The organism is Luteimonas sp. Soil_C_16, assembly GCF_057657295.1.
Genome location: NZ_JBDGIS010000009.1, coordinates 141639 through 167414, shown reverse-complemented (window position 1 = coordinate 167414; position 25776 = coordinate 141639). Strand labels below are relative to the sequence as shown.

Genomic DNA, 25776 nt, shown 5'->3' with positions numbered 1-25776 from the left:
GCCTGCCTGCGCTGCTGCGGAGGTCGGGTGAGTCGCCTTGCGGCCACCTGCGGCGCGTCATGGTACGGAAGCGGATGGGATACTGCGCATCCCGACATGCCAGGAGCTTCCATGACTGCAGCCGTGCCCGCACCCGACTCGCCTGGATCGGTCGACGTGCTCGTGATCGGTGGTGGCGCCTGTGGTGCACTTGTGGCGCTGCATCTGCTTGATCAGGACGGCCTGCGCGTCGCGCTGGCCGAGCCCCGGCACGCACCCGCGCGCGGGGTCGCGTATTCGACACCCCGCGCCGAACACCTGCTCAACGTCAATGCCGCGCGCATGAGCGCCTTCGAGGGCGTGCCGGACGATTTCCTCGTCTGGTTGCGCACGCAGCCGGAATCCGCCGGACTCGACGATGCGGCGCTGGCCGCGCAGTTCGCGCCGCGGCGTGTCTACGGGCGGTATCTGCGGGCGCGGCTCGACGCGCATGGCGCGCGCGCATCGCTGGTCCTGCATGCGGACGCGGTCGTGGATCTCGAACGCGAAGGTCCGGACTTCATCGCGACCTTCGCGTCCGGTGCGCGCCTGCAGGCACGCGCCGTCGTGCTGGCCATCGGCAACCCGCCGGCGGCATTGCCGGGCGGGGCGCCGGCGCTGGCATCGGTCGAAGCCTGGGATTACGAAGCGGTCGCCGCGATCGCGCCGGACGCGGACGTCGGCATCATCGGTGCGGGCCTGAGCATGGTCGACGTCCTGCTGACGCTGCAGGCGAACGGTCATCGCGGGCGCGTGCTGGCGATCTCGCGCAACGGCCTGATGCCGCTGGCGCATGCGCCGGGCACCGTGCCGCAGCCCGGGGGTGTCGATGCGCTGATGCCGCTCGGTGTGCGTGCCCGCATGCGGATGCTGCGGCAGTGGGCGGCCGATGCGGTGGCGCAGGGACGTCCATGGCAGGACGCGGTCGAGCGCTTGCGTCCGCACGTGCGCGCGCTCTGGCAGGCCTGGCCCGACACCGAACGCCGCCGCTTCCTGCGCCACGCGGTGCGGCAATGGGACATCCACCGGCATCGCATCGCGCCCGGCATCGCGGCGATCGTCGACGACATGGCCGCGGCCGGCGTGTTCTCGCTGCAGGCCGGGCGGCTGTCGCGGATCGAAGCACGCGATGGTCGGGTCGCCATCGACTGGACGCCACGTGGTGGCACGCCGACCACCACGGTCGCCGATGTCGTGGTCAATGCGACCGGTATGGAAAAGCGTCCGTCACGCGCGCCGGGCCGGCTCCTACCTGCCTTGCACGCGCGTGGTCTGGTTGTGCCCGGGCCGCTCGATCTGGGGCTCGCGACGCGCGGCGACGGGGAGGTGCTCGACTTGAACGGTGACGTGGTGCCGGGGCTGTGGACACTCGGCGCGACCCGCATCGGCGACCTGTGGGAAACCATCGCGATGCCCGAACTGCGCGGCCAGGCGGAGCGCGTGGCGGTCGGCGTGCGACAGGCACTCGCCGGCCGCTGAGCGCTACAGGCAGGCCTGCTGCAGGCGCCGGATTTCCTCGCTGATCAGTTCCGCGTCGCCGCCGGTGCCGAGGTTCGCGATGTTGCGGCGGATCCGCGGGCAGGGATCGCTGGGGCCGCCACCGAACAGCTTGCCGACCGCGATCACGACATCCTCGACCGACACCGGCTCGCGCATCGCGAACCGGCCGTCCGCCGCGGGCATCGGCCGATGCCGCAGCGGATCGCGCGAAAAATCCGCGGCCGGCGCCTGCTGACGCGCCCAGTCACCGGCCTGTTCCAGCAGCGCAGCGGCGGTCGGCAGCGGCGCAGCGTCATCGATCGACGGGCGCGTTACGTCGACGGCCTGCAAGGCGTCGTCGCGTCGCGCACGCGCCCGTGGTGGCGTCGTGAACCCGGACGTCGTGGGCGCAGGCGCGGGCTGCGGGGCAGGCGGCGGCACGACCGGCAGCTGCCGCTCGATCCAGATCACCGTCAACGCATCCGCGACGCGAGCAGGCGCCGGCTGTCGCAGGCCCAGCAGCCACCACGCGACGCCCCCGTGCACCAGCACCGTCGCGGCCAGCGCGACGCCGACAGCCCCCTTCCGCATTCCCTGCGCCATGTCGATCCGGTCGAACTCCGATGGCGGAGTCTAGGGTCGGCGGCTGACGGCCTGCGTTAACCACCGGTTATCCGCACGCGGTCACGCCGTCGCCGCCGACTGGCGCCATAATCGGCCGCATGGACCGATACGAACGCATTCTCTCGCTGCATCGCATCCTCAAGACCTCGCGCTATCCGGTGACGGTGGCCAAGCTGCAGGACGAGCTGGAATGCTCGCGGGCGACGGTCTATCGCGATCTGGCCTTCCTGCGCGATGCATTGATGGCGCCGATCGTCGGCGACGGCGACGCGGGCTTCCGCTACGACAGCGACGAGGGCGGTCGCTTCGAGCTGCCGGGGCTGTGGCTGAGTTCCGAAGAACTGCATGCACTGCTCGCGGCGCAGCAGCTGATGTCGCGCAGCAGCGGCGGCGTGCTGTCGAGCGCACTGGCGCCGCTGCAGTCGCGCATCGAGAAGCTGCTCGACGAACATTCGGCCGGCAAGCAGTGGCCGGTGCAGCGCGTGCGGGTGATTCCGCATCGCGGCCGGCGCATGGACGAGCACGCGTTCCGCAACGTCTGCTCGGCGGTGCTGCAGCGCAAGCAGCTCTCGTTCGAATACCGCGCACGCTCCACCGACGAGCGCACCAAACGCACGGTCTCCCCGCAGCGCATCACCCATTACCGCGACAACTGGTATCTGGATGCCTGGGACCAGGATCGCGATGCGCTGCGCAGCTTCTCCGTCGACCGCATCACCAACGCGCGCGTGCTCGCCGCCGATGCGCGCGACATCGACGATGCGGAGCTCGACACGCATCTGGCCGGCAGCTACGGCATCTTCTCCGGCCCGCCCAAGGGCATCGCGACGATCCTCTTCAGCGCCAAGGCCGCGCGCTGGGTCGCCGACGAGCACTGGCATTCGCAGCAGCAGGGCCGCTTCCTGCCTGACGGCCGGTTCGAGCTGAAGGTGCCCTACAGCGGCGCGCGCGAACTGTTGATGGACGTACTGCATTACGGTGCCGATGCCGAAGTGATCGAACCGGTCGCGCTGCGCGAACAGGCGCGATCGCTGCTGATGATGGCCCTGCAGAAGTACGAAGGCTGAGACCGGCACGATGACGACACGCGAGCCTGTCGCCCTGGCGCTGGGGGCCGGCGGCGCGCGTGGCCTGGCGCAGATCGGCGTTATCGAAGTCCTGGAGGAGCGCGGTTTTCCGATCGTCGCGATCTCGGGCGCGTCCAGCGGCGCACTGGTCGGCGGCATCCATGCGGCCGGTCGCCTGCGCGAATTCGATGCGCGCATCCGTGCGATGTCGCGCCGGGATTTCATCCGCCTGCTCGATCCCGGTTTCCGCCGTGCGGGCGTGCTCGCTGGCACGCGCCTGGTCGAGACGATGCGCGAGGTGGTGGGCGATCCGCCGATCGAAACCTTGTCTGTGCAGTTCACCGCGGTCGCGGTCGATCTGCAGCGGCAGCGCGAAGTCTGGATCCAGGACGGCCCGCTGTGGGATGCGTTGCGCGCGTCGTTCGCGATCCCCGGCGTGTTCACCCCGCACGTCGTCAACGGACGGCCGCTGGTCGATGGCGGCCTGCTGGCGCCGCTGCCGATCGCTGCGACCCGGCTCTCGGACGCGACGCGCCTGATCGCGGTCGACATGCACGGCTGGCCGACGCAGCCGCCCGGCACACCGGCGCGGCAGGGCGAAGCGCAGGTCGACACCGACGCCGCGCCGCGTGGCCTGATCGAAGTCATGTCGCGCTCGCTCGACACCATGCAGGCGCAGATCTCGCGCGTGCAGCTGGCGCTCGATCCGCCCGAGCTGGTCATCCGCATTCCGCGTGACGTTTGCCAGTTCTACGAATTCTGGCGCGCCGCCGAACTGATCGACATCGGCCGCCATCAGGCCGCGCGCGCGCTGGACGACGCCGGCTACTGAGCGGCGGCCCCGCGCATCGCGCGTCGGATGCAGGCAGGTTTCGACGGGGTGCCATGGTCCGGCGCCCGATCGGCGCTCCAATCGTTTCCTCGGACCGCTCCAACGGTCGCAGCCCATGAGATGCGCGCCGCACAGACTGCGGCCATGCCCAACCGGGCCATCGATCACCGCGTCCACAGGAGCTGCGCAGATGTCCCGTATCGCCCACGCCTCGCCCGATGCCGATGTCCCCGCCGATGCCGGCCTGCGCACGCTCTTGGTTGGCGCGCTGTTCCTCGGCGCGGTCGCGCTGCTGTCGTTTCCCGGTCTGCGGACCGGCGTCACCGCGGTCGGCTGGCCGCCGCTGTGGCTGATCGGCATGCCGGCGGTCGCCTGGCTCACCCTGTTCCTGCGTCGCCTGCCGCGCCGCCGCAAGCTGGCCTCGTCAGCGGTCTTGCGGCGGCGTCGGCCAGGCCTTGCCCAGGCCCGGCGCCGGCCGGCGCCGCGTCGTCGCGGGCGGATTTCGGTCCGCGCGGCCCTGGTTGCGGCCGGCCTGCTGCCGCTGCTGCGCTGAGCCACGCCGGCGGCCTGCGGCGCCGCCGGATCGTGACTTTGGTCATGCGGCTCGCGGCCCTGCTGCGTGCTAGCGTTGGCGGTTATCCGTCCATGCGCCACCGGAGTCGCCATGTCCCAACTGTCCAAGCTCTGCCTCGCCGCCGGCATCGCCGCCGGTCTGTCGATGGGCGCCGCATCTGCCCAAGAGGCCGCCGTGTCCGATCCCCACCAGTGGCTCGAAGCCGTCACCGACGAGAAGGCGCTGGACTGGGTCCGCGCGCAGAACGCCAAGGCCGAAGCCGAGCTGGCGGCGACGCCCGAGTTCAAGCAGCTCGAATCCGATCTGCTGGGCATCTACGACTCCGACGACAAGATTCCGGCCGTCTACAAGCAGGGCGAGTGGTACTACAACTTCTGGCGCGACCGGAACCACGAGCGCGGCATCTGGCGCCGCACCACGCTCGAGGAATACCGCAAGCCGCAGCCGAAGTGGGAGACCGTGCTCGACCTCGACGCGCTCAACACCGCCGAAGGCGAGAACTGGGTGTGGCACGGCGCGAGCTGCCTGCGTCCGGCCTACACGCGCTGCCTGATCGCGCTGTCGCGCGGCGGCGCCGATGCCGACGTCACCCGCGAGTTCGACGTCGCATCCAAGTCCTGGGTCGACGGCGGCTTCTTCCGCGAGGAAGCCAAGGGCGCGCTGGGCTGGATCGATCAGGACAACGTCTACGTCTACACCGATTTCGGCGACGGCTCGCTCACCTCGTCCGGCTACCCGCGCATCGTCAAGCAGCTCGCGCGCGGCCAGTCGATGGACCAGGCCACGCTGGTCTACGAAGGCAAGCCGGACGACATGTACATCGCCGCGATGCACGACGACACGCCGGGCTTCGAGCGTGACTACGTCAGCCGCACGCTGGCCTTCTACAACGACGAGCTCTACCTGCGCGGCGCCGATGGCCAGCTGACCAAGATCGACGCGCCGAACTCGGCGAACAAGTCCGTCCATCACGACTGGCTGATGCTGGAACTGCGCGAAGCCTGGGAGGTCGGCGGCCGCACGTATCCCGCCGGCTCGCTGCTCGCAGCGAACTTCGACGCCTTCATGGGCGGCAAGCGCGAGTTCGACGTGCTGTTCGAGCCGAGCGAGACCACCTCGCTCGCCGGCGCGACGTGGACCAAGAACCACCTCGTCATCAACGTGCTCGAGGACGTCAAGAACAAGCTCACCGTGCTGACGCCGGGTGCGGATGGCTGGGCGCGCAGCGCCTTGGCCGGCGTGCCGGAACTCGGCACCGTCGCGGTCAGCGCCGTCGACAGCGACGAGTCCGACGCGGTGTGGATGACGGTCACCGACTACCTGACGCCGAGCACGCTGATGCTGGCCGAGGTGGGCGGCAATGCCGCGCCGGAAACGCTCAAGACGATGCCGGCGTTCTTCGACGCCAGCACGCACGAAGTCGAGCAGCACTTCGCCACGTCCAAGGACGGCACGCGCGTGCCGTACTTCCTCGTGCGTCCGAAGGACATGCAGCTCGACGGCAGCAATCCGACGCTGCTCTACGGCTACGGCGGCTTCGAGATCTCGCTGACCCCCGGCTACTCCGGCGGCGTCGGCAAGGGCTGGCTGGAGAAGGGCGGCGTGTACGCGGTCGCCAACATCCGCGGTGGGGGCGAGTACGGCCCGCGCTGGCACCAGGCGGCGCTCAAGCAGAACCGCCACAAGGCCTACGAGGACTTCGCCGCGGTCGCGCAGGACATGATCCAGCGCAAGATCACATCCCCGGCGCATCTGGGCATCCGCGGTGGCAGCAACGGCGGTCTGCTGACCGGCAACATGCTCACCCAGTATCCGGAACTGTTCGGCGCGGTGGTGATCCAGGTGCCGCTGCTCGACATGCAGCGCTATCACCAGCTGCTGGCGGGTGCGTCGTGGATGGCCGAGTACGGCAATCCGGACAAGCCGGAAGAGTGGGAGTTCATCCGCACCTTCTCGCCCTACCACCTGTTCGATGCCGCGAAGGACTATCCGCCGACGTTGATCCTGACCTCGACCCGAGATGACCGCGTCCACCCCGGCCACGCCCGCAAGATGATGGCGAAGATGTCCGAAGCCGGTAAGGACGTGCGGTACTACGAAAATATCGAAGGTGGGCACGGCGGCGCGGCGAACAACCGCCAGGCCGCACACATGGATGCGCTGTACCTGACCTTCCTGTGGCAGCAACTGGGCAAGTGATTCGATCCCGCACCGGCCGCTTTCGCGGCCGGTGTTCTTTCTGGCGTTGCATCGGCAGCGAGTGGACCCACCTATGAAGACATCTTTCCCCCGCGCGGCCCTGTTTCTGGCCGCGCCGTTCCTGACGAGCCTGAGCCTGATGAGTGTTTCTCCTGCTGCACACGCCGCCGCGCCGGTCCCGCCCGACGCCGAACAGCGCCCGCACACCGTCACCGCGCCGCACGGCGCGGCGCGCGAGGACGTCTACTACTGGCTGCGCGACGACAAGCGCGAAGACCCGGCGATGCTGGCGTATCTCAATGCCGAGAACGCCTACGCCGATGCGATGCTCGCGTCGCTGAAGCCGGTCGAGAACACGCTGTACGACGAGATCGTCGGTCGCATCCAGCAGGACGACAGCTCGGTGCCGTACCGCGACCGCGGCTTCTGGTACTACTCGCGCTTTGAAACCGGCAAGGACTATCCGGTGCACGCGCGCCGCGCCGATGGCGCCGGTGTCGATGCGCTGTCGATCCAGGCCGCGAACGCGAAAGGCGACTTCAGCGGCGAGCAGGTCATGCTCGACGTCAACCAGCTGGCCGACGGCAAGGATTACTACGCGGTCGGCGACTGGGACGTGACCCGCGACAACCGCATCCTCGCCTACGCCGACGACACCAACGGCCGTCGCCAGTACACGGTGCGCTTCAAGAATCTCGAAACCGGTGAGATCTATCCGGACGTCATCACCGGCGTGTCGGCGAACCTCGTCTGGGCCGACGACAACAAGACCCTGTTCTACGTCGAGAACGATCCCGAGACCCTGCTGACCGTGCGCGTGAAGAAGCACGTGCTCGGCACGCCGGTCGCCGATGACGCGCTGGTCTACGAAGAGAAGGACGACAGCTTCTACATGGGCATCGACCGCACGCGCGACGACAAGTACATCGTCATCGGCGTCGGCAGCACGGTGTCGAGCGAAACGCGCTACGCGCCGGCCGACAATCCCGAGACCTTCGCCGTGCTCGCGCCGCGCGCGCGTGATGTCGAGTACGACGCCGACCATTACGGCGACCGCTGGGTGATCCGCACGAATGCAGACAAGGCGACGAACTTCAAGCTCGTCACCGCGCCCAGCGATGCGACCTCGCGCCGCCAGTGGACCGACTTCGTGCCGCATCGCGATGACGTCTACATCGAAGGCTACGAACTGTTCGATGGCTTCACCGCGATCGAGGAACGCGCGCAGGCGCTGACCCGCGTGCGTGTGCTCAAGACCGACGGCAGTGACGAATTCGTGCAGGCCGACGAGCCGGCGTATGCGATGGGTCTGGCGGTGAACTCCGAGCCCGACACCGACTGGCTGCGTTACGGCTACACCTCGCTGACCACGCCGGCGACGACCTTCGAGGTCAACACGCGGACCGGCGAGCGCCGCCAGCTCAAGCAGCAGGTGGTGATCGGCTACGAGCCGTCGAACTACGTCACCGAGCGCGTGTGGACGACGGCGCGCGACGGCAAGCGCATTCCGGTGTCGCTGGTCTACCGCAAGGGGTTCGAGAAGAACGGCACCGCGGCGCTGCTGCAGTACGGCTACGGCAGCTACGGCGCGTCGATGGATCCAGGCTTCTCGGTCACCAACGTCAGCCTGCTCGACCGCGGCATGGTCTATGCCATCGCGCACATCCGCGGCGGCGAGGAAATGGGCCGCGCCTGGTACGACGACGGCAAGCTGCTCAACAAGATCAACACCTTCACCGACTTCATCGACGTGACCGACGATCTGGTCAAGCAGGGTTACGCCGCACCGGATCGCGTCGCGGCATACGGCGGCAGTGCCGGTGGCCTGCTGATGGGGGCGATCTCGAACATGGCGCCGGAGAAGTACCGCGTGATCCTGTCGCAGGTGCCGTTCGTCGACGTGGTCACGACGATGCTCGACCCGAGCATTCCGCTGACCACCAACGAGTACGACGAGTGGGGCAACCCGGAAGAGAAGCGCTACTACGACTACATCGTGAAGTACTCGCCCTACGACAATCTCGACGCCAAGGCCTACCCGGCGATGTTCGTCGGCACCGGCCTGTGGGATTCGCAGGTCCAGTACTGGGAGCCGGCGAAGTACGTGGCCAAGCTGCGCGATCTCAACACCGGCGCGCATCCGGTGGTGTTCCGCACCAACATGGAGGCCGGACACGGTGGCAAGTCGGGCCGCTTCCGTCGCTACCGCGAGTCGGCGGAGATGTACGCCTTCATGCTCGACCAGCTGGGGCTCGACGCGGCGACGCGCTGATTCCAGCGTCGCGTCCGGAAAAACGCCCGCAGAGATGCGGGCGTTTTTCGTCGGGCAGTCGCCGGGTGCATCACGCGCGTGACGCGAACATCCGTAGCGTCAGCGATCGAACGCCAGCAGATCGTGCCCGGTGGCGGCGCGCACGATGCGCCGATAGACGTATTGGCCGCTGCCGCCGTTGGTCATCACGACAATGCCGCGGCGCCGCGCGACATCGCCCATCGCGAAGGTCTTGAAGATGCCGCCGTTGCTGCCGGAATGGTGGAACACCGGACCGCCCGGCGTCGGCTCCACGTTCCAGCCCAGACCTTTCGCGCTCCATCGCGTCGCGCCGATCGGCTGCGGCGTCAGCATCGCCGCACGCGTGGACTCGTCGAGTTCCCACGACGCGCGCTGCCCGCCGCGCGCCATCACCAGCGACACGAACGTCGCGTAATCCCGGATCGTGGTGCGCAGGCTCGCAGCAGCGTTGGCGAGGATGTCGCCCGCCCAGTTGACCAGTCCCGGCGGCGTGTGGGCCTGGACCTCCGGCAATGCACGCGTGGCATCGTCCCAGGTCCAGGCCGACAGCGGTCTGCCGTCGCGTCCGGCGATGCGCTGGGCCGCGCTCCACTGTTCGCGCAGCATCTGCGTGGGCATGCCTGCGCCATCGGCGTCATGGGCGCGGTGACCATGGACCGATCGCGCGGCCATTGCGTCGTCCCACGCGTAACTGCTGTCGCGCATGCCGGCGGGGCTGAACAGGCGCGCCTGCATCGTCTCGTCCAGGCTCTGGCCGGTCAGCGTTTCGATCACCAGCTGCAACCAGAAGAAAGCTTCGCCCGAATAGTCGATCCGCGTGCCGGGTTCGGCCTGCGGCACGAGCAGTTCGGTCGCCGGATGCGGCCGCCAGTTCGGCAGGCCGGTCGTGTGGCGCAGCACATCGCGGGCGGTGATGCGGTCCAGCCAAGGATGCCGGCCGAGATGGTCCGGGCGTCGATAGGCGACGAGTGGCCTGTCGAGATCGACGACACCTGCATCGGCCAGCTGCAGCACCAGGTAGGCGAATACCGGTTTGCTCAGCGATGCCGCCTCGAACAGGGTGTCGGCCTGCACCGGCGTGCCGCGCTCGACGTGCGTCACGCCGAAGCCCTGCTGCCAGGCCACCTTGCCGTCCTCGACGACCGCGATGGCCAGGCCGGGCACCGCGAAGGCCGCCATGACCCGCGGCAGATCCTCCAGCAGGTCCGGATCGGGAGTCCAACTGCGCGCGCGGTTCCCTGACGTCGACCCCGACGCCAGATGCCAGGGCAGCAGGCCGACAGCGCCGGCGAACCCGATGAAACGACGACGACCGGCATGGACGAGGGAGGGCATCGCCGCATTGGACTGCGTCGGCGACCGGGCGGCAAGAGGGGGGTGATGGCGGCGACAGACCGCATGCGCGGATTGACGCAGGCCCGGGGACTGGGCAGAATGCGCGGCTCGTCGCGGGAAGTTCCGCACGACCGATGGCTATGTAGCTCAGCCGGTTAGAGCACGTCACTCATAATGACGGGGTCGGTGGTTCGAGTCCACCCATAGCCACCATCGGTAAAGAAGTCCTTCGTGGACATGCACTTAGCTTGTTTTCGAGCATCCCGGCCTCCGCGCTACAGGGATTGCTACAGCAAGTGCTACAGCTTCGAGGTCAGACCTTTGCTTCCCGGATCATCGTCCCGGCACGTTTGCGAGCGCTGGTCGGGCGGACGGAGATTACGCGCAGTTTGCGCACTCGTGACCGAAAGGAAGCCTCCCATCGCCTCAGGTTGTGGGAGTGTTACGTACGCTGTCTCCTGAACAAGATTGGTCGAGTAGGGGCCTTGATGACGCGCGACGAGATTGACCGATTGGTCTACGAGTACCTCTGTAAGACGTTCGATCAGATCGAAGACACTCTCGCGCTGGAATGGACTCGCGGCGGACTTGAGGAGTACGGGTTTCAGCAGAACGAGCGCGCTCACGAACTGACGGGTGCGCTCGCGCACTTGGACTTCAGTTCAGTACTTGATGTTGCGCGCGAGATGGCTCCTGAGGCGTCTGAGGACGAACTGCGGAAGTTCGCCCGACGGCTGATCGAGGTTCAAGTGCTCAGCATCAAAGCTGAGCTTGCAGCTATCAACGGCGACCCTCTGGATAGAAGTGCCCTCCGGAAGATGAGGCCGGCTCGGTACAGTCCGGCCGCGTCTACGAAATTAGTCACTCCCATCACCCCGAAGCTTTCCGAGCTTGTGTCCGCGTACCGAGATGAGCGGGTTGCACGACAGCGCTGGTCTACGCGAACTGAAGCGCAATATCTTGGATATTTGCACTTACTTGTAGAGCTTCTCGGGGACGCCCCGGTTGGAGACATTACTAAGGACAGCGTTCGGCGATTTGGGCTGGAGATCACTCAGCTGCCATCCAACATGACGAAGCGCTTTCCCGGCCTGTCAGCTCGGGAAGTGCTTGAAGCTGTGAAGGACGATCCGACTGTCGCCCGCTTGGCTCCAAATAGTGTCAATGCTTACTACCAAGCCGTACGCAGCTTCTTTAGCTGGGCCGTGGATCACGACCACTTGAAGTTAGATCCTGCGGCCATTCTCAAGGACGTTAGAACTGGCAGAGCATCGGAGGATCGGCTTCCTTTCACCGATGACGACCTCCGTCGGTACTTTGAACAACTTGGATCGAAGCCTGGGCTCTTGCCAGTCGAGTACTGGGTACCCCGCATCATGGCTTACACAGGGTGCCGACTTGGCGAGGCGGCGCAACTGTGTGCCGCTGACGTCCAGTCAGTGAACGGAATTTGGGTGCTCGATATCAACGAAACGGAGAGTGGAAAGCGCCTAAAGACGGAAAGTAGTCGACGGAAGGTCCCATTGCATCCACGTTTGGTTGAGCTTGGGCTGCCGGCATTTGCCGCGGCAGCTCCCCCGGGCTTCCTTTGGCCCGAAGAGATGCGAACTGCAAGTACCGCGAAGGGTAGTGCGATCGATAAGTTGCAGAAGCGTCTCGCCTACGTGTTACGTGCATCCGGCATTAGCGATCGGAGGAAGACTGCGGCCCATAGCTTCCGCCACACCGTCTCAGCTCGATTGAAGGCTAAGAGCGTTCCGGACTACCAAATTTCCGAGATTCTTGGACATGAGTTCCAGAGCATGTCGACAGGCCGGTATGGCTCTGTTACCGACCTGCCTGCACTGCAGGAAGCCTTAGCTAAGCTAGTGCTACCTGTTTGAGTGAGTTCTTCGTCGAACGCTATAAAGGGTTGGAGTCTCGCCAGATCTGCTCGTAGGCTGCGATCTTCAGCGTGGCGGTATCGTTTGCACGGACGATTTCAGCAGGCGCTCTGACCGCAAAGTCTTTTAGAGATTGAGTGAGCGTCCACGCCTCATTTCCGTCAATAAAGATAGCGCGGTCGTGAAGCATTCTCGGCGAAGCTATACGAGCTTCTAAAGGGCGATCATCCCCGTACTGAAGAACCCAAGCATCGCGTGTGGGCGCCAACGTGGGCTTTACGTCGTTACCGTCCGCGAGCAGGCGAAGAGGAACTCCGGCTGGTATTGCTCCAGCAAATTTGGTCAACACGGTGCCGTCTAGATAAGGATCGACGATGAGCACATCGGCCCGGGCAGTCTGCAAAATGCGAGAGACAGCAGCAAGTGCGTCAAAGGCGTTGCCTACCGGTACAAACGTGCCGGCTACCGAAGTAGGCACTCTTAGTTCGAGAACTGCCATCGTCCGGTAGCAGGCGGCGAGAAGGTCTTTCGCATGTCTCTCGCGGCCCGCCGTGCCTAGAAAGCCTTGAGCGCCACGCACGGCGGCCGCATCCAAGACTTGCCCCGTTGCTTGCATCACAGCGTAGGCTCGTCCAATCCACTGCTGAGTCTCAGCGGAAGCGGCTTCAGCGGCGCTCTCAAGCTTCGGAACATCTGCCAACAGGCGTCCCATCAGCGCATAGTGCCGCTCATCAGACATCGCTGCCTCCGGAAACTGCTTCTTTCAATGCGCTCGCCTCGTATTCTCCGGTGAGCGGCCCCTCTTCGCCATCAGCATCTTCTTCAATAACAACACCATGAAGAAACGCTTCGTAGTTTTCTTGAAGATGCGCTAGTGCGCTGGCCCTGTCAGCTTGGAACTCAAGTTTTTCTTGAAAAAACTGCAGTCGCCCAAGGTTCTCTTCGATAACTTCAGACCAAGTTTTTACAAAAATTCGATGGTTGTCCTTCCTAGCGATCAAGCCCGGCTCCGAGGGATCGAGGAAGCGATCCTCTGTGTAGTCGTCGTAGTCATCGCTGATCACCCAGAAGTCCCAGTGGACATTGAGGCCCCTGAAGCGCTCATCCTTACGAACCGACAGCGCGTACTCCTCGATCTGGAGCACTTCTTTTGATTTGACGCGTACGCTTGGAGCCTTTAGCTCGACCACTAGGTGCGTAAGGTCTCGCGAGCTATGGCGTCGGATGGCTTTCGATAGCATCAGATCCACGATGCCTCTACTTTTGGAGACATGCCGAACAGGCTCGTCTACAACAGCATCGTCCCCAAGCGCTGCTCGATGCTTGCGAAGCACCTCGGTTAGCGACTGATCATCTACCGACAAAGAAAATTGTTCTCCGAAAAGCCACGCATTGAGCGCGACAATTCGGTGCAGCTGCGACCGCTCCTTCAGGCGTGCTTTGAAATCCCTGTCAAATAGGATCGCTTCAAGTCCGCGAATGAACTTCACGCGATCCGCGACGATTTTCGCCGCACTTATCACGGAGGAGAGAGACGTGTCGCGAAGAAGCTGAGCCAGATCTTTCTGCGCTCGTGCGGGCAGCTTTAGGACTTCTTCAAGGATCTTCTGTAGCTCATCGGGGCTCTTCTCAATCGCATGTCGAAGAAGCCGAAGATGCAAGGCTTGAGCTGGGACGGACTCGAACTTAGGGACATGTTTAGCAACCTTGACGGCAATCATGTCGAACATTTTTCTTTCGGTCTCTTCAACTACAGAGCCGGCATCGCCTTCGTAGGGATAGACGCGTGCTGTTTTCCACTCGTCTACTAAAGCTCTAGCCGCTTCAGCGGCACGGTCCGCGAAGAATGTCTTGATGAGCACATGCGCCTGGTCGATGAAGTCAACTGCGACTGGGTGCATGTCAGCCAATTCCAGAATCCCTTGGTCCTGAAGTTCGCTGAAGAAAGATGACTTGAGGTATGCCGAGAACGAGTTGTTGCCTACATGAAAGCGCTTGGCCACACGCAGCAGTGGAGCGCCGCGCTTGTTGCACATGTAGAGTGCCCTGTTGTCGCCAGACTTCCATTCGACAAGCTCCAGCGATGCGCTGAATGTGCGGCCCTCGTGCACAACATCTTTCAGCTGGTTGGGCTTCCGCAGGGCGATCAGTGAGCTTGGGTCTAGCCGTGTGCCATCGATCTCGACAGAGGCAGTGTCGTAGTCCGTGAGGTAGAGCGCGAAGATCTCGGTAAGCTCCGCTCGCGTAGCATCTGACTTCAAGCCCGCTAAGTTCTTTTCAAGCTCGCTAATCCGTACTGTCACTCCCGGTCGATTAGGTTCTTCCGCGGGCGACCGTTCAGAAATTATGACCGTGTCTTGCTTGCTCGCGTCGAGGGTAATGGTGTAACGCCAAAGGCCTGCATCGTCGCGGTAGACGACTCGCCACTCTGCAATTCGCCCCAATGCGAGTGCCTTCAGCCTCCCTCGTCCTTCCTGCCCATGAAGCAGGCGTGCGTTGATTGGCGTCGCCTCGCCTGTTCGCTTCCATGAGCCGCCGAGCCGGGCGAAAAGCGTCGGGGCGTTTTGGTGTGGAATTCCCTGGCCGTCGTCGTCAACAACAATCTCTTCGATGCCGCTGAGTTGCCCTTCGCTGAAAAGCACACGGACTGTTCCGGCATCGGCGTCCAAGCTGTTCCAGATTAGCTCTGCCAAAGCCGATACAGGCCTCGCGCGGGACATGCGCGCGAGGTGGTCTGCCTGCACAGTGACTTTGTAGGTTTCGCTTCCCATGCGCTCTTCCTCGTTGCAACTCAATAGACGTCGGTTTGCCTCGGACAGCCCAAAATTTTCAAGGAAATTTCTGAGGCCCTATCTCATATCTGCTGTGTAGCGGACTTCCCCCCTCCGGGGGGGGCTTTGACTACTAGCCGCTCTCCTTCAGGCGCTTCAGCAGGCTCGCGACGGAAGATCGATGCCAAGTCCCTCCTCTAGGCGCCAGGATCGAGCGCGCGTTCAATGCCGTTGCCATGGCACCTAGAGAACGTGGTCCTGAGGCGTTTAGCTCATCGATAAGTGGCCGGAGACGCTCCGCATGATCATCCGCATTTGCTCGAGCCTGAGCAATGGCGGCGACATTCCCTTTGCCGGCACGTCGCAGAGCTGCAGCGCCGTTCGGATTTCCAAGACGTTTGCCACGGCGCTTTGCTGCTTCGAGCGCCTCGCGTGTACGGATCGATATGGCCCTGCGCTCCTGCTGGGCGACAAGGGCCATGATGCCAACAGTGAGGTCATTGGCGTCGGGCATATCTGCTGCAACGAAGCGAGCGCCGCTCTCTTGCAGCGTTAAAAGAAACGCCGCATTGCGCGACAACCTATCGAGCTTCGCTATGACGAGGGTTGCCCCTGTGAGTTTCACCAGTTCCAAAGCCCTATCTAGCTGAGGCCGAGATTTCCGTGAGCCACTCTCGATCTCAGTGAAAGTCTCAATCACGCATCCCCGTCGCTGATCGACGAAGGCGTTGATGGCGCCGCGCTGTGCTTCAAGTCCTAGACCCGACTCACCTTGGCGGGCGGTGGAGACTCTGAGATATGCGACGAACTTCATCTGTACAGAATTGGCTAACGGTCGTTAGGCAATTCTGTACAGATGCTTTTGGCTATGTCAATCTGGCTTAACGCCCTCGATCGCCGTGACTGTTCGAGGATGAAATCCGTTTGTGTTCAAGAAGTGAGTCGTGATGTCCAGCAATTCACGCCCTCCGGGCAAGTCCACCGAGGTAACTGCGGCCGTCGTAGCCATGATGAAAGCGCGGTCGGCGCTCGTGTCACCGCAGCTCGCATCGGCGATCCCCAAGCAGGTCAGACTGATCCGGCGAGGTGGTGCAGGAGGCAATCTGATCCCTTCAGCCGCTTCGCCGGAAGTGGGCAACAGGCCTGCATCCGAGGTGCCTGAGAAGCACGCCAGCCCATCGGAAGAGCAGATCAGGGAGGCGCAGGAAGCCGCCCTGCGGGAGTTCCCTGAGGAGATCTGGGAAGCGGCGCGGCTGGCCTGTGCACAGTCTCTAGAGCGACTGTCCGGCAACGCCCCACCCTCTCTCTCACGCAAGAGCAGCGCTCGCCCTTCGGCGTTTCCTCATCGCTCGCCCCCCCGTCCTGCCGCTCCCCCAGCTCCGCCTTACCCAGAGAATGCTCCCGACCACGCTGTAATTCAGAGCGAATGGGTGGAAGCGCACCACGCCATTACTGAAGCTGCTTACAGGCTGCAGCCAGAAGTCCTGCGTGCCTATGCCAACGCGCAACTTGAGCAGGAGCGGTGGGACTCAAATGAACGGGGCAGAAAGCCGTCGGGTGACCTCAGGCACCCAGTCCCACGAGACCGGCTGCAGCGGATCAAGCATGAGATTGCTGTAGCGCAGCAGCGGGCCATCTCTAGGGCGGAGAGGACAATCGAAGCGATCGCTACGGATGACGTCGCGGGTTTTGATCTCATCAATGAACCAATGTCGAAGACCGTGCTGCCGGGGGATGCAACCTGGAGGCACTTCGCCCGATCAGGCGCGGATGGTCCCGTAGTGCTGGTCTACAAGTCGGATAGGGCCAAGGAGGCTGCTCGCCGGCTCGCAATTGCCAACCGGACGCCGGAAGAATCGAAGCAGACGCGCGGCGTTGGGATGAAATTCTTGAGCAGGCGCTCGCCGAGCCGGGTGAGGAGAGGCCTGAGATCCCTCCAGAGCTGCTGCCGACGTTGCCCAGCGGTCGGATGCCCACTGCTTACGAGCTTCAGTTGCTCGCCAACGCGACTTCCAAGCACGAGGACTATCTACGCCGGGGCAGGCAGATCGAGGCTCAGCGACAGAGAGACGCTGAGACGAAAGTCCGTACTGCGGCGCAGCGGAAGGTCGATGCTGCCGACCCTGAGGCAGCTGCAGCGAGGAGGTTAGCGATTAAGCGTGAGAAGGCGGCAGAAAGGCAGCGACGCTGGCGTGACGAGAGGGCGACGCGCAAGCCCAAGCCGTAACGCTCCCACCCCTTCTTATAGAAGCACTGTAATCCAAACTTCGGGATACTCACGATGCGGGCGTAACGCTCCCACCCCTTCTAATAGAGCAGGCTCGAGCCAAGGCATGCAGGGTGTCTCCATGTTCTACACGCGATTGTCGTGGTCGCCTTAAAGGAGCTGAAGACTGAGCACGGGGCGGGGGAACCCTAATCCTGAGGTCAATGAACTCCAGTGACTACTGACCTAGACCACGTGCGTGCGCCGCGGTCCGAGGCCCTCCCGGGATGTCGCCGCTTCGCCGGTCAAGTGTCAGCGCACGCTGTTGACCACACGCTCAATTGCGCTGTGAGGGCAAGCAGGACCACGAAGCTTCCATTGAGTCAGATTATTTGCACGCCGCCGCGGTCGTAGCCTCGTAGCGATAGCTCCTGGAGATTAGAAGGCTCCGAGCGTCGACTCTATGGAGGGCGCTGACGTGGGCTAAGGGGAGGGTCGCATACCCAGAGGGTGGCTCCTGCGTGGACGTCCGGGAGCTCCTCATTCGGTGCCCGAGAGACTTAGGCGATGACGACGGCGACTGGCCGGAGCACAATCGAGAGGCCGTCGGATGGACGGTTAGGGAGCACGAGATGGATACGAAGGATTGGCGACTTTGCACTATCGAAGGGAACATGGGTTCTGACAGCACGGCAGAGCAGTACCCGATGGGTAATGTGTGTGGAGACTGCATCGCACTCGACGCTAAGCAAGGCGAGGATCGAATCATCGTGAGCGTAGAGGGACCGTACGATTCCGACTATGGCTCCGAATGTGAGATGGAGTGCGGTATGGATGCCGCGGACGAGGATTAGGCAAAAGAGAACGGGGCGCCTAGATGGCGCCCCATTTCGTTGCGCCCTGGCTTACTTACCTTCGCTGTGAACGTTGAGGGTTTTCGACCACGATGGTGTGCGTGAATCGCCTTCATAGACCTTGATCTGCATCTCGCCGCATCGCGCGAAGCTGATTTGTAGATCTGCTACGCCGTCCTCCGCGACGAACCTCTGCTTCCCGCCGTTCTCGAACTTGTACTGGTCCCAAGTCCAGTTGATCGATTGACCAAGGGTCATGAACCATGAGCCGCCGTTGTCGCTCAGATGCTCAGGAGGAGCACCGCGAATCTCGACGGTGATTCGAGAGCCGGGCGTAATGACTGCTCGCATGGAGAGGGTCTCCCCAACATCCACATCCCCGACAGAGTTACAAAGGATGTTCTTTCCATGTCGACCGAACTGCGGATATGACGGCGAGGCTGCAGAATTAGCAACCGGCTGCCGGTCACGCGGACGTCGATGATAGAGGCCTGCCGCGGACCATCCGAGCGTGATGCCTAGCAAGATGAGGCCTAGAGCTCCCCAGTAGTTTGCGGAGATCCAAACCCAATTATCTTGAAAAAAGCTCAGATCCACTGTTGCTTCCCTAGCGCCTTAAGTCCTGCTCTGTACGATTGATGCAGGTAAGTGCCGTCTGTTGGTCAGAGATCGGTAGCGGCCTGCTGAAGGCGTAAGCCGCAACGATTTCTTTGAAGCTCGGCTGCGCGCAGTACTGTCTAGTGCACTCTCGCGCTCTAGCTGAAGGCCCGACAAAGCGCGAGCCCTGAGGGGCGTCGACACACTGCGGCAAAATGCTGCTGGCGACTAAGCGCGGTGGCACAAGCTGCAGCGGCCGGCAGTCGGCGTTATCGATAGGACGTGATGAGTAACGCACGACGCCGTCCACCTCACACCTGTAGACGTCCGGGGGAGGAGAGGTTTGCTGTGCAGAGGATGCTCCCATGGAGACTAGCAACCCCAGAGCTAACACTGTCTTCTTCATTGCAAGTCCATTCGATTCATGAAGTCCTCGCGTTGAGAGAGTATGCGGTCGGCGAGGCGATGCTGCTCACGCATCTTAGGCAGTTCCTCTTTCCTCCTCCGGTAGCTCAACTCGCGACGTCTTCTATCCAGTCACGGATTGGCCGAGGAGGTTGTATAGCGCCTCCCGGGGTTCTTCACGGAGCACCACGAGGAGAGCCATCGTCTTCATGAGGGTCGATACAGGGCGCGCGGAAGCCCTCAGGTCTACTGCCGGGCGAAAGCCGCAGCCGTGGTTAGAGCCCTCAGTAGACGGGGGAGCCTAGTTGCCCTACGTAGCGACGGTGCCTCAGCGAGGCCCGCGGGATATCCCTTGCACGTCCGGCCTTATCTGTCTTTTTGAGCTGATCCGCAAACGATGCCGGTGCTACATCTAGTGCTACAGTTTGCGCACAGCGGCACGTCTGAGATGTGCGAAAACGCCAAGTGCTACGGTAGCTCGGTGGCTCTGGTTCGAGTCCACCCATAGCCACCAACGCGAAAGCGTCGCCGAAAACCCGCCCGATGGCGGGTTTTTTGTGGCCGCGTATCGGCGTTCAGTTCCGGCTTGTTCCCCGGGGCGGCGCGTGGCAGAGTCGATGCCAGTGACGCAAGTCAATCGCATTAGGAGTCCGCATCGTGATCGATCCGGACGGGTTCAGGCCCAATGTCGGCATCGTGTTGATGCACCCGGACGGCCGCGTCTTCTGGGCGCGTCGGGTCCGGCGTGATGGCTGGCAGTTCCCGCAGGGCGGGATGAACACCGACGAGACGCCGCTCGAGGCGATGTATCGCGAGCTGCGCGAGGAAACCGGGCTGCTGCCCGAACACGTCGCCGTGCTCGGTGCCACGCCCGGCTGGCTGCGTTATCGCCTGCCGCAACGGGCGATCCGCCGCAACGACCGCATCGTCTGCGTGGGCCAGAAGCAGGTCTGGTTCCTGCTGCAGTTCGTCGGCGAAGAAGCGCATCTGAAGCTCGATCTCACCGAGACGCCGGAGTTCGACCACTGGCGCTGGGTCGATTTCTGGTATCCGCTCGAACACGTGGTGATGTTCAAGCGCGGGGTCTATACCAGCGCGCTCAGCCATCTGGCCAAGTACGCCCGGCAGGTCGCCGGCGCGCAGGCGATCCCGCAGCCTGCGATCGAGACCCGGCCGCGCAGCCGTCGGCCGCAGCGCCGGGGCGCGCGTCGCACGTCCGACGCCGTCGTGCGCGGGCGCGATGATGGTGCGGGCTGAACAGTTCTTATTTGACACTGATTCTCGTTTATGGCGGAATGGGCACTCCAGTCTTCCGCCAGGACCACAGCCTTGTACGTGTGCATCTGCAACGGCGTCACCGACTCCCAGATCCGCCAGGCCGCGGCCAATGGCTGCCGGGAAGTCAGTGAACTGACGATGCGCACCGGCTGCGGTGCGACCTGCGGCAGCTGCCTGGACATGGCCTCGGGCCTGCTCGACGATTTCCATGCCGCGCGTCGCGCGCCGGTCATCGATCTGCCGCTGATCGCATCGGCCGCCTGAGGCGGTATCCGCGCGGCGCCGGTCCGCGCCGACTAATGATCACGATTCGCGTTCCGTCATCGCCAGCGACGGCTCGCTAGAGTGTGCGCATTCCGCGATATCAGGAGCATCCCTCGATGAAGGGCGACGCGCAGGTCATCCGTTTTCTCAACCAGGCGCTCTACAACGAGCTGACCGCGATCAACCAGTACTTCCTGCACGCCAAGATGCTGAAGAACTGGGGCCTCGACGAGCTCGGCAAGCGCGCCTACAAGGCCTCGATCGACGAGATGAAGCATGCCGACAAACTGTCGGAGCGGATCCTGTTCCTCGAAGGGCTGCCGAATTTCCAGGCGCTGGGCAAGCTGCGCATCGGCGAGGCGCCGGTCGAGACGCTCGAATGCGATCTCGCGCTCGAGATGGACGGTCTGCCGACGCTGCGCGAGGGCATCGCCCACTGCGAGAACGCCGGCGATTTCGTCAGCCGCAAGCTGCTGGTAGACATCCTCGAATCGGAAGAGGAACACGTCGACTGGCTGGAAACCCAGCTCGACCTCGTCTCGCGCATCGGCGTCGAGAACTATCTGCAGAGCCAGCTCGAAGAAGACTGAGCCCGACGCGGTTCGCACGCCCGCGCACGGCGGGCGTCGGCCTCAGGTGAGGCCCGAGACCCGGCCTTCGCGCAGCATCCGCCGCGCACGCGCGAATTCGTTCGACACCAACGCCACGGCCACGGCCGGGCGTTCGAGATTGCGCTCACGGGCGCCGGCTTCGATGCGGCGCGCGGCCGCCGACAGCGACATCGCACCGAGATTCGCACTCGACGACTTCAGCGAATGCGCGGCATCGCGCAGACCGTCGTAGTCCGGACCGTCGACCGCGTTCTCCAGTGCCGACAGCAGGCGCGGCGTGTCGTCGAGGAACACGTCGATCAAGCGGTCGACCTCGTCGCCGAGCACGGTGCGCAGGTCGTCGAGCACCTCGTGGTCGATGACCGGCGGCAGCGGGCCGCGGTCCACGGCCGGTGACGGTGCCGGAATCGCGATGGCCATCTGTTCGGCTTCGGCCTGGGCCTCGTCCGGAGACTGCGGACGAGGCTGCGTCGGCGCGGTCCACTCCGCGGCCGACATCGGCTCGCTGACCGGAGCAGGCGCCGGCGTCGCGGGTTCGACGACCGCGGGTGCGGTGTCCGGATCCCACCAGCGATAGATGCAACGTTCGAGCTCGCTGCGCGTGACCGGCTTGGCGAGGTAATCGTCCATGCCCGCATCGAGGCATTTCTGGCGGTCGCCGGCCATCGCGTTGGCGGTCATCGCGATGATCGGCAGACGACGCGCGCTGCGCTCGGCGGCTTCGTGCTCGCGCCAGCGACGCGTCGCGGTGTAGCCGTCCATGACCGGCATCTGGCAGTCCATCAGCACGATGTCGTAGCGCGACGCCGCGATCCGCAGCAGCGCGGCTTCGCCATTGCTGGCGGTGTCGCAGGTGATACCCAGCACCGACAGCAGGCGCTGGCCGACCATCAGATTGACCGGATTGTCTTCGACCAGCAGCACGCGCGGCTTGCGCGGGCCACTGCTGCGCGCGGCATCACCGGCGACGTCGCCGACCGGTGTGGTTACGGGCGCAGGCGCGAAGGCGGGTGGCGGCGCCGCATGGAGGGGCGCCGGCGCGGTCTCGTAGGTGGGCTGCGGTGCGGGTGCGGCGGCGTAGACGTCGGGCGGCGGCGCGTACGGCGGTTCGGCCGGCACCTGCGGCGCGCTGTCGGTACCGAGCACGGCCTCGCGCAGATCGGCGTCGGGCGACTGGCGGCTCAGCAGCGTCGCACCCTGGCGCAGTTCCTCGGACACCGTCTCGTCGCCATACAGGCACACCAGGCGCAGATCGCCATAGGCCGCCTGCCGGGTCACGTTGCGATACAGCGCGACCGCCGTGTTGCGCATGCCGGCCAGATCCGCGACGACGACCGAATAGGCCCACGGCGGCCCCTGGTTCGCGGCGGTGCGCAGACGGTCGAGTGCTTCCTGCGTGGTCTCCACCGAGCTCACGCGCAGGCCCCAGTTCGGCAGCAGCATGCTCAGACGCAGCCGCAGGCGCGGATCGGCACTGAGCAGCAACGCGCGGCCGTCGCGCGGGCTTGCGTCTTCGACCGGCATGTCGCCCTGCGCCTTGCGCAGCGGAATTTCGAACCAGAACGTCGAACCGGCGCCGGGCTCGGAGTCCACGCCGATGCGTCCGTCCATCAGTTCGACGATGCGGCGCGAGATCGCCAGCCCCAGACCGGTGCCGCCATACAGGCGCGTCGTCGACGCGTCGGCCTGGCTGAAGGCCTGGAACAGGCGCGACCGGCCTTCGGTACTGATGCCGATGCCGGTGTCGCGGACTTCGAAGCGCAACTGGTGCTGGGCCGCGGTTTCGCCGAGCCGGCGCACCTGCACCGACACGCTGCCGCGCTCGGTGAACTTCACCGCGTTGCTGATCAGATTGCCCAGGACCTGGCGCAGGCGGACCGGATCGCCGCGCACCGACAGGCGCACGGACGGATCGAGCTGCAGGCCCAGGCGCAGGCCCTTAGTCTGCGCGGCGCGCTCCATCACCTGGATCACGCCGTCCATCAGCTCGCGCAGGTTGAAACCGGTGACTTCCAGGTCGAGCTTGTCGGATTCGAGCTTGGAGTAGTCGAGGATGTCGTCGACGATGCGCTGCATCTGCTGCGCCGACATGTAGGCGGTGCGCACGAGTTCGGCGTGATCGGGCGCGAGCCTGGCGTGCATCAGCAGATCGAGCATCGGCGTGATGCCGTTGAGCGGCGTGCGGATCTCGTGGCTCATCGTGGCGAGGAATTCGCCCTTGGCCATGACCGCGGACTCGGCCGCGTTCTTGGCCTGGCGGAGTTCCTTTTCCAGTTCGGTGCGCTCTTCGAGCTCGCGCTGCAACTCGCCCAGTGCGAGCTCGTCCTGGCGCAGACGCTCGTCCGCGGCTTCGAGTTCGCGTACGCCCTGGTGCATGTGCACGCTGACGCCGATCGACGCGACCACTGCGACCAGGGCGAGCACCAGCGCGATCACCTGCCAGGGACCGGGCACCGCGAGCGCGGCCAGCACCATCGTCAGCGCCGCGCCGCCGGCTGCGCCGAGTGCGAGCCAGCGCAACACGAGAGCGGACGGGCGACGGCGCGCGATCATGCGTCAGCGGACCTAGAGCACGGAGTGGTGGAAGTCGAAGTCGAGCACGTTCGCCACGCGCTGGACCAGATTGCCCTGGATGAAATCGATGCCGCTCATCCACAGCGTCGCCGCCGCCTGCGGATCTTCGACCTGCTGGCCGATCACCTGCAGTCCGAGCCGGTGCGCGCGCTCGACGGCGACACGCATCTCGTCGCGCACGCGCGGTTCGTCGAGCTGGCGCGAGTAGCGCGCGGCGAGGCGCACGAAGCCGAGCGGCAGCTGTGCGAGCAACGCGTCGGCTTCCTCGCTGGCGCTGTACTGGCCCAGACACAGCTGCACGCCGGCCGGCACCATGCGCGCGCAGAAATCCTGCAGCGACAGCGCGTGGATCAGCGCATCGTCCTGCCGCACGTCGATGACCAGCGATGCGCCCGGCACGCCCGACGATTCGATCTGCTGGAGCAACCAGTCCGCATAGCCGCCCTGGATCAGGCTGCGCGAGGACTGCGACACGAACAGCCGCATCGCGCTGCCGACGCGCTGGCGTTCGATCAGCGTCGCGATCGCGAGTTCGATCACGCGGCGGTCGATCTCCAGCAGCAGGCCGGCGAGTTCGGCGGCCGGCAGCACGCGCGCGGCGGAATGCAGTTCGCCGTCGCGACCGCGCAGGCGCAGCAGGGTCTGGTACTGCGCCTCGTCGCCACCGGCGACGGCGACGATCGGCTGGAAGGCGAGTTCGATGCGCTGCTCGGCGAGGGCATCGCGCAGATCGTCGGCCAGACCGCCCTGGGCTTCGCCGGGTGCGACGGTCGGCGCGGGCATGTGCACGGCGATGCCGACCGGCGTGCCGCGCGATTCGCGCAAGGCCTGTTCGGCGGCAGCGAGTGCACTGCCGGGATCGTCGTAGCCGTGGACGAGATCGGCGTACCCGACCAGTGCCCGCAGGCGGATGGTCTGGTCGGCGAGCGGGAAGGGATGGCTGCCGATGCCGTCGCGCAGGCTGCGCGCCCAGGCATCGAGATCGATGCGTGCCACGTCCGGCGCGAACACCAGGAAGGTGTTGTCGTTGAGACGCGTTGCCGAGGCATCGCCCACCAGCGTGCGCAGGTGGCGCCCGGCATCGGTGAGGATGGTTTCCAGGCCCGCGTAGCCATAGCGGTCGCGCAAGGCTGTGATGCCTTCGACCTCGATGAAACCGAGCGCGCCGCGCGGTACGGCGGGAATCGCTTCGGCCAGATGCTGCAGCAGCTGCAGACGGCTGTTGAGCCCGGTCAGCGGGTTGCGGCCGGGGTCGGGCATCTGCTGCAGCGCGCGGGCGCGACGGATGCGGTTCTGCACCGCGGCGATCAGATGGCGCGGACGCACCGGCTTGGTCAGGAAATCGTCGGCGCCGACTTCGAGCATCTCGAACTGGCGTTCGGGATCGGCATCGCCGGTGAGGAACACCACCGGAATGTGCGCGAACGTCGGCTGCCCGCGCAGCTGCGCGGTGAGTTCCGAGCCGTCCATGCCGGGCATATGCAGATCCATCAGCACCAGGTCGGGCTGGAACTCGCCCAGCGTCGCCATGAACTCGCTCGCTACGGCGACCACGCGCGCCTGCAGACCGGCACCGTTGAGGACGCTCTCGGCGAACAGGGCCTGGCTGGGATCGTCCTCGACGATGAGCACGCGATACGGCGCCTCGACCGATTCGCTCGCCTGCGCTTTCGCCGGCTGTGCGTCGGTATCGACGGCGTCGGCGGGATCACCGGGCAGCGTGGGTTGACCGGCGTCCGCCGCCCAGCGCCGCCAATAGGCTGCGGGCGGAAACTCGGCGCGTTGCTTGCTGTCGGCATCAGACATAGGTGCGGCACTGTGACGCGATGTGGGGGATCAGGCAACTTTAACCGGTACCCCTTTAGATCGCGTCGCCGGCAGTGTCACGTCACGCGTGCCGCGCCCGCTGGGA

18 protein-coding genes, 1 tRNA gene and 1 pseudogene are annotated in these 25776 nt (G+C 64.8%); 12 read left to right on the top strand and 8 right to left on the bottom strand.

The annotated features are described in order from the left end of the window. Positions 1 to 111 precede the first annotated feature (111 nt). Complete coding sequence (locus AC3A5T_RS16135) at positions 112 to 1497, top strand: FAD/NAD(P)-binding protein (RefSeq protein ID WP_487629410.1); 1386 nt, start codon at positions 112 to 114, stop codon at positions 1495 to 1497. A 3-nt stretch (positions 1498 to 1500) separates the two neighbouring features. Here AC3A5T_RS16135 and AC3A5T_RS16130 read toward each other — a convergent pair whose 3' ends face one another. Continuing rightward, entirely contained in the window at positions 1501 to 2088 is a 588-nt protein-coding gene (locus tag AC3A5T_RS16130) for a hypothetical protein (protein ID WP_487629409.1), read from the bottom strand. Between the two features lie 131 nt (positions 2089 to 2219). Between AC3A5T_RS16130 and AC3A5T_RS16125 the strand changes: the two genes are divergently transcribed. The 5 genes from AC3A5T_RS16125 (at position 2220) to AC3A5T_RS16105 (ending at position 9065) form a co-directional block, all read left to right on the top strand. Beyond that, on the top strand, positions 2220 to 3188 hold the full coding sequence (locus AC3A5T_RS16125) for a helix-turn-helix transcriptional regulator (RefSeq protein WP_487629408.1): 969 nt from the start codon (positions 2220 to 2222) through the stop codon (positions 3186 to 3188). 10 nt (positions 3189 to 3198) lie between these two features. Further along, positions 3199 to 4020, top strand: coding sequence for a patatin-like phospholipase family protein (locus AC3A5T_RS16120; RefSeq protein ID WP_487629407.1), 822 nt, complete (start codon positions 3199 to 3201; stop codon positions 4018 to 4020). Between the two features lie 190 nt (positions 4021 to 4210). Beyond that, positions 4211 to 4573 carry a hypothetical protein gene (locus AC3A5T_RS16115; RefSeq protein ID WP_487629406.1) on the top strand — a complete coding sequence of 121 codons (363 nt, stop codon included), beginning with the start codon at positions 4211 to 4213 and terminating at the stop codon, positions 4571 to 4573. 111 nt (positions 4574 to 4684) lie between these two features. Next, a complete protein-coding gene (locus AC3A5T_RS16110; protein WP_487629405.1) occupies positions 4685 to 6793 on the top strand; it encodes a prolyl oligopeptidase family serine peptidase in 2109 nt (702 codons plus the stop codon). A 139-nt stretch (positions 6794 to 6932) separates the two neighbouring features. After that, positions 6933 to 9065 carry a S9 family peptidase gene (locus AC3A5T_RS16105; RefSeq protein ID WP_487629404.1) on the top strand — a complete coding sequence of 711 codons (2133 nt, stop codon included), beginning with the start codon at positions 6933 to 6935 and terminating at the stop codon, positions 9063 to 9065. 99 nt (positions 9066 to 9164) lie between these two features. Here the strand turns inward: AC3A5T_RS16105 and AC3A5T_RS16100 are convergent, their stop codons facing one another. Continuing rightward, the gene (locus AC3A5T_RS16100) at positions 9165 to 10421 is read right to left on the bottom strand and encodes a serine hydrolase domain-containing protein (RefSeq protein WP_487629403.1); all 1257 of its coding nucleotides are present in this window, start codon (positions 10419 to 10421) and stop codon (positions 9165 to 9167) included. A gap of 136 nt (positions 10422 to 10557) precedes the next feature. Here AC3A5T_RS16100 and AC3A5T_RS16095 point away from each other — a divergent pair. From AC3A5T_RS16095 to AC3A5T_RS16085, 3 genes and pseudogenes are all read left to right on the top strand, one after another. After that, positions 10558 to 10634, top strand: a tRNA-Met gene (locus tag AC3A5T_RS16095). A gap of 83 nt (positions 10635 to 10717) precedes the next feature. After that, positions 10718 to 10846 (top strand): annotated as a pseudogene (locus tag AC3A5T_RS16090) (DUF6538 domain-containing protein); the annotation flags it as partial. Between the two features lie 63 nt (positions 10847 to 10909). Continuing rightward, entirely contained in the window at positions 10910 to 12304 is a 1395-nt protein-coding gene (locus AC3A5T_RS16085) for a site-specific integrase (protein WP_487629426.1), read from the top strand. 19 nt (positions 12305 to 12323) lie between these two features. On the opposite strand, the gene AC3A5T_RS16080 is transcribed toward AC3A5T_RS16085, so the two are convergent. The 4 genes from AC3A5T_RS16080 to AC3A5T_RS16065 form a co-directional block, all read right to left on the bottom strand. Continuing rightward, positions 12324 to 13043, bottom strand: coding sequence for a hypothetical protein (locus tag AC3A5T_RS16080; protein ID WP_487629402.1), 720 nt, complete (start codon positions 13041 to 13043; stop codon positions 12324 to 12326). Next, entirely contained in the window at positions 13036 to 15075 is a 2040-nt protein-coding gene (locus tag AC3A5T_RS16075) for an ATP-binding protein (RefSeq protein WP_487629401.1), read from the bottom strand. Before AC3A5T_RS16075 ends, AC3A5T_RS16080 begins: the two co-directional genes overlap by 8 nt. 133 nt (positions 15076 to 15208) lie before the next feature. Then, entirely contained in the window at positions 15209 to 15889 is a 681-nt protein-coding gene (locus AC3A5T_RS16070; RefSeq protein ID WP_487629400.1) for a recombinase family protein, read from the bottom strand. A gap of 2297 nt (positions 15890 to 18186) precedes the next feature. Next, on the bottom strand, positions 18187 to 18486 hold the full coding sequence (locus tag AC3A5T_RS16065; protein ID WP_487629399.1) for a hypothetical protein: 300 nt from the start codon (positions 18484 to 18486) through the stop codon (positions 18187 to 18189). 1308 nt (positions 18487 to 19794) lie between these two features. Here AC3A5T_RS16065 and AC3A5T_RS16060 point away from each other — a divergent pair. From AC3A5T_RS16060 to bfr, 3 genes are all read left to right on the top strand, one after another. Next, a complete protein-coding gene (locus AC3A5T_RS16060; RefSeq protein WP_487629398.1) occupies positions 19795 to 20394 on the top strand; it encodes an RNA pyrophosphohydrolase in 600 nt (199 codons plus the stop codon). Between the two features lie 72 nt (positions 20395 to 20466). After that, complete coding sequence (locus tag AC3A5T_RS16055) at positions 20467 to 20679, top strand: (2Fe-2S)-binding protein (RefSeq protein WP_232138046.1); 213 nt, start codon at positions 20467 to 20469, stop codon at positions 20677 to 20679. Positions 20680 to 20795: 116 nt separating this feature from the next. Beyond that, a complete protein-coding gene (gene bfr / locus AC3A5T_RS16050) occupies positions 20796 to 21269 on the top strand; it encodes a bacterioferritin (protein ID WP_332078169.1) in 474 nt (157 codons plus the stop codon). A gap of 42 nt (positions 21270 to 21311) precedes the next feature. Here bfr and AC3A5T_RS16045 read toward each other — a convergent pair whose 3' ends face one another. Then, complete coding sequence (locus tag AC3A5T_RS16045) at positions 21312 to 23843, bottom strand: ATP-binding protein (RefSeq protein ID WP_487629397.1); 2532 nt, start codon at positions 23841 to 23843, stop codon at positions 21312 to 21314. Positions 23844 to 23855: 12 nt separating this feature from the next. Beyond that, positions 23856 to 25670 carry an EAL domain-containing protein gene (locus AC3A5T_RS16040; RefSeq protein ID WP_487629396.1) on the bottom strand — a complete coding sequence of 605 codons (1815 nt, stop codon included), beginning with the start codon at positions 25668 to 25670 and terminating at the stop codon, positions 23856 to 23858. Between the last annotated feature and the right edge of the window lie 106 nt (positions 25671 to 25776).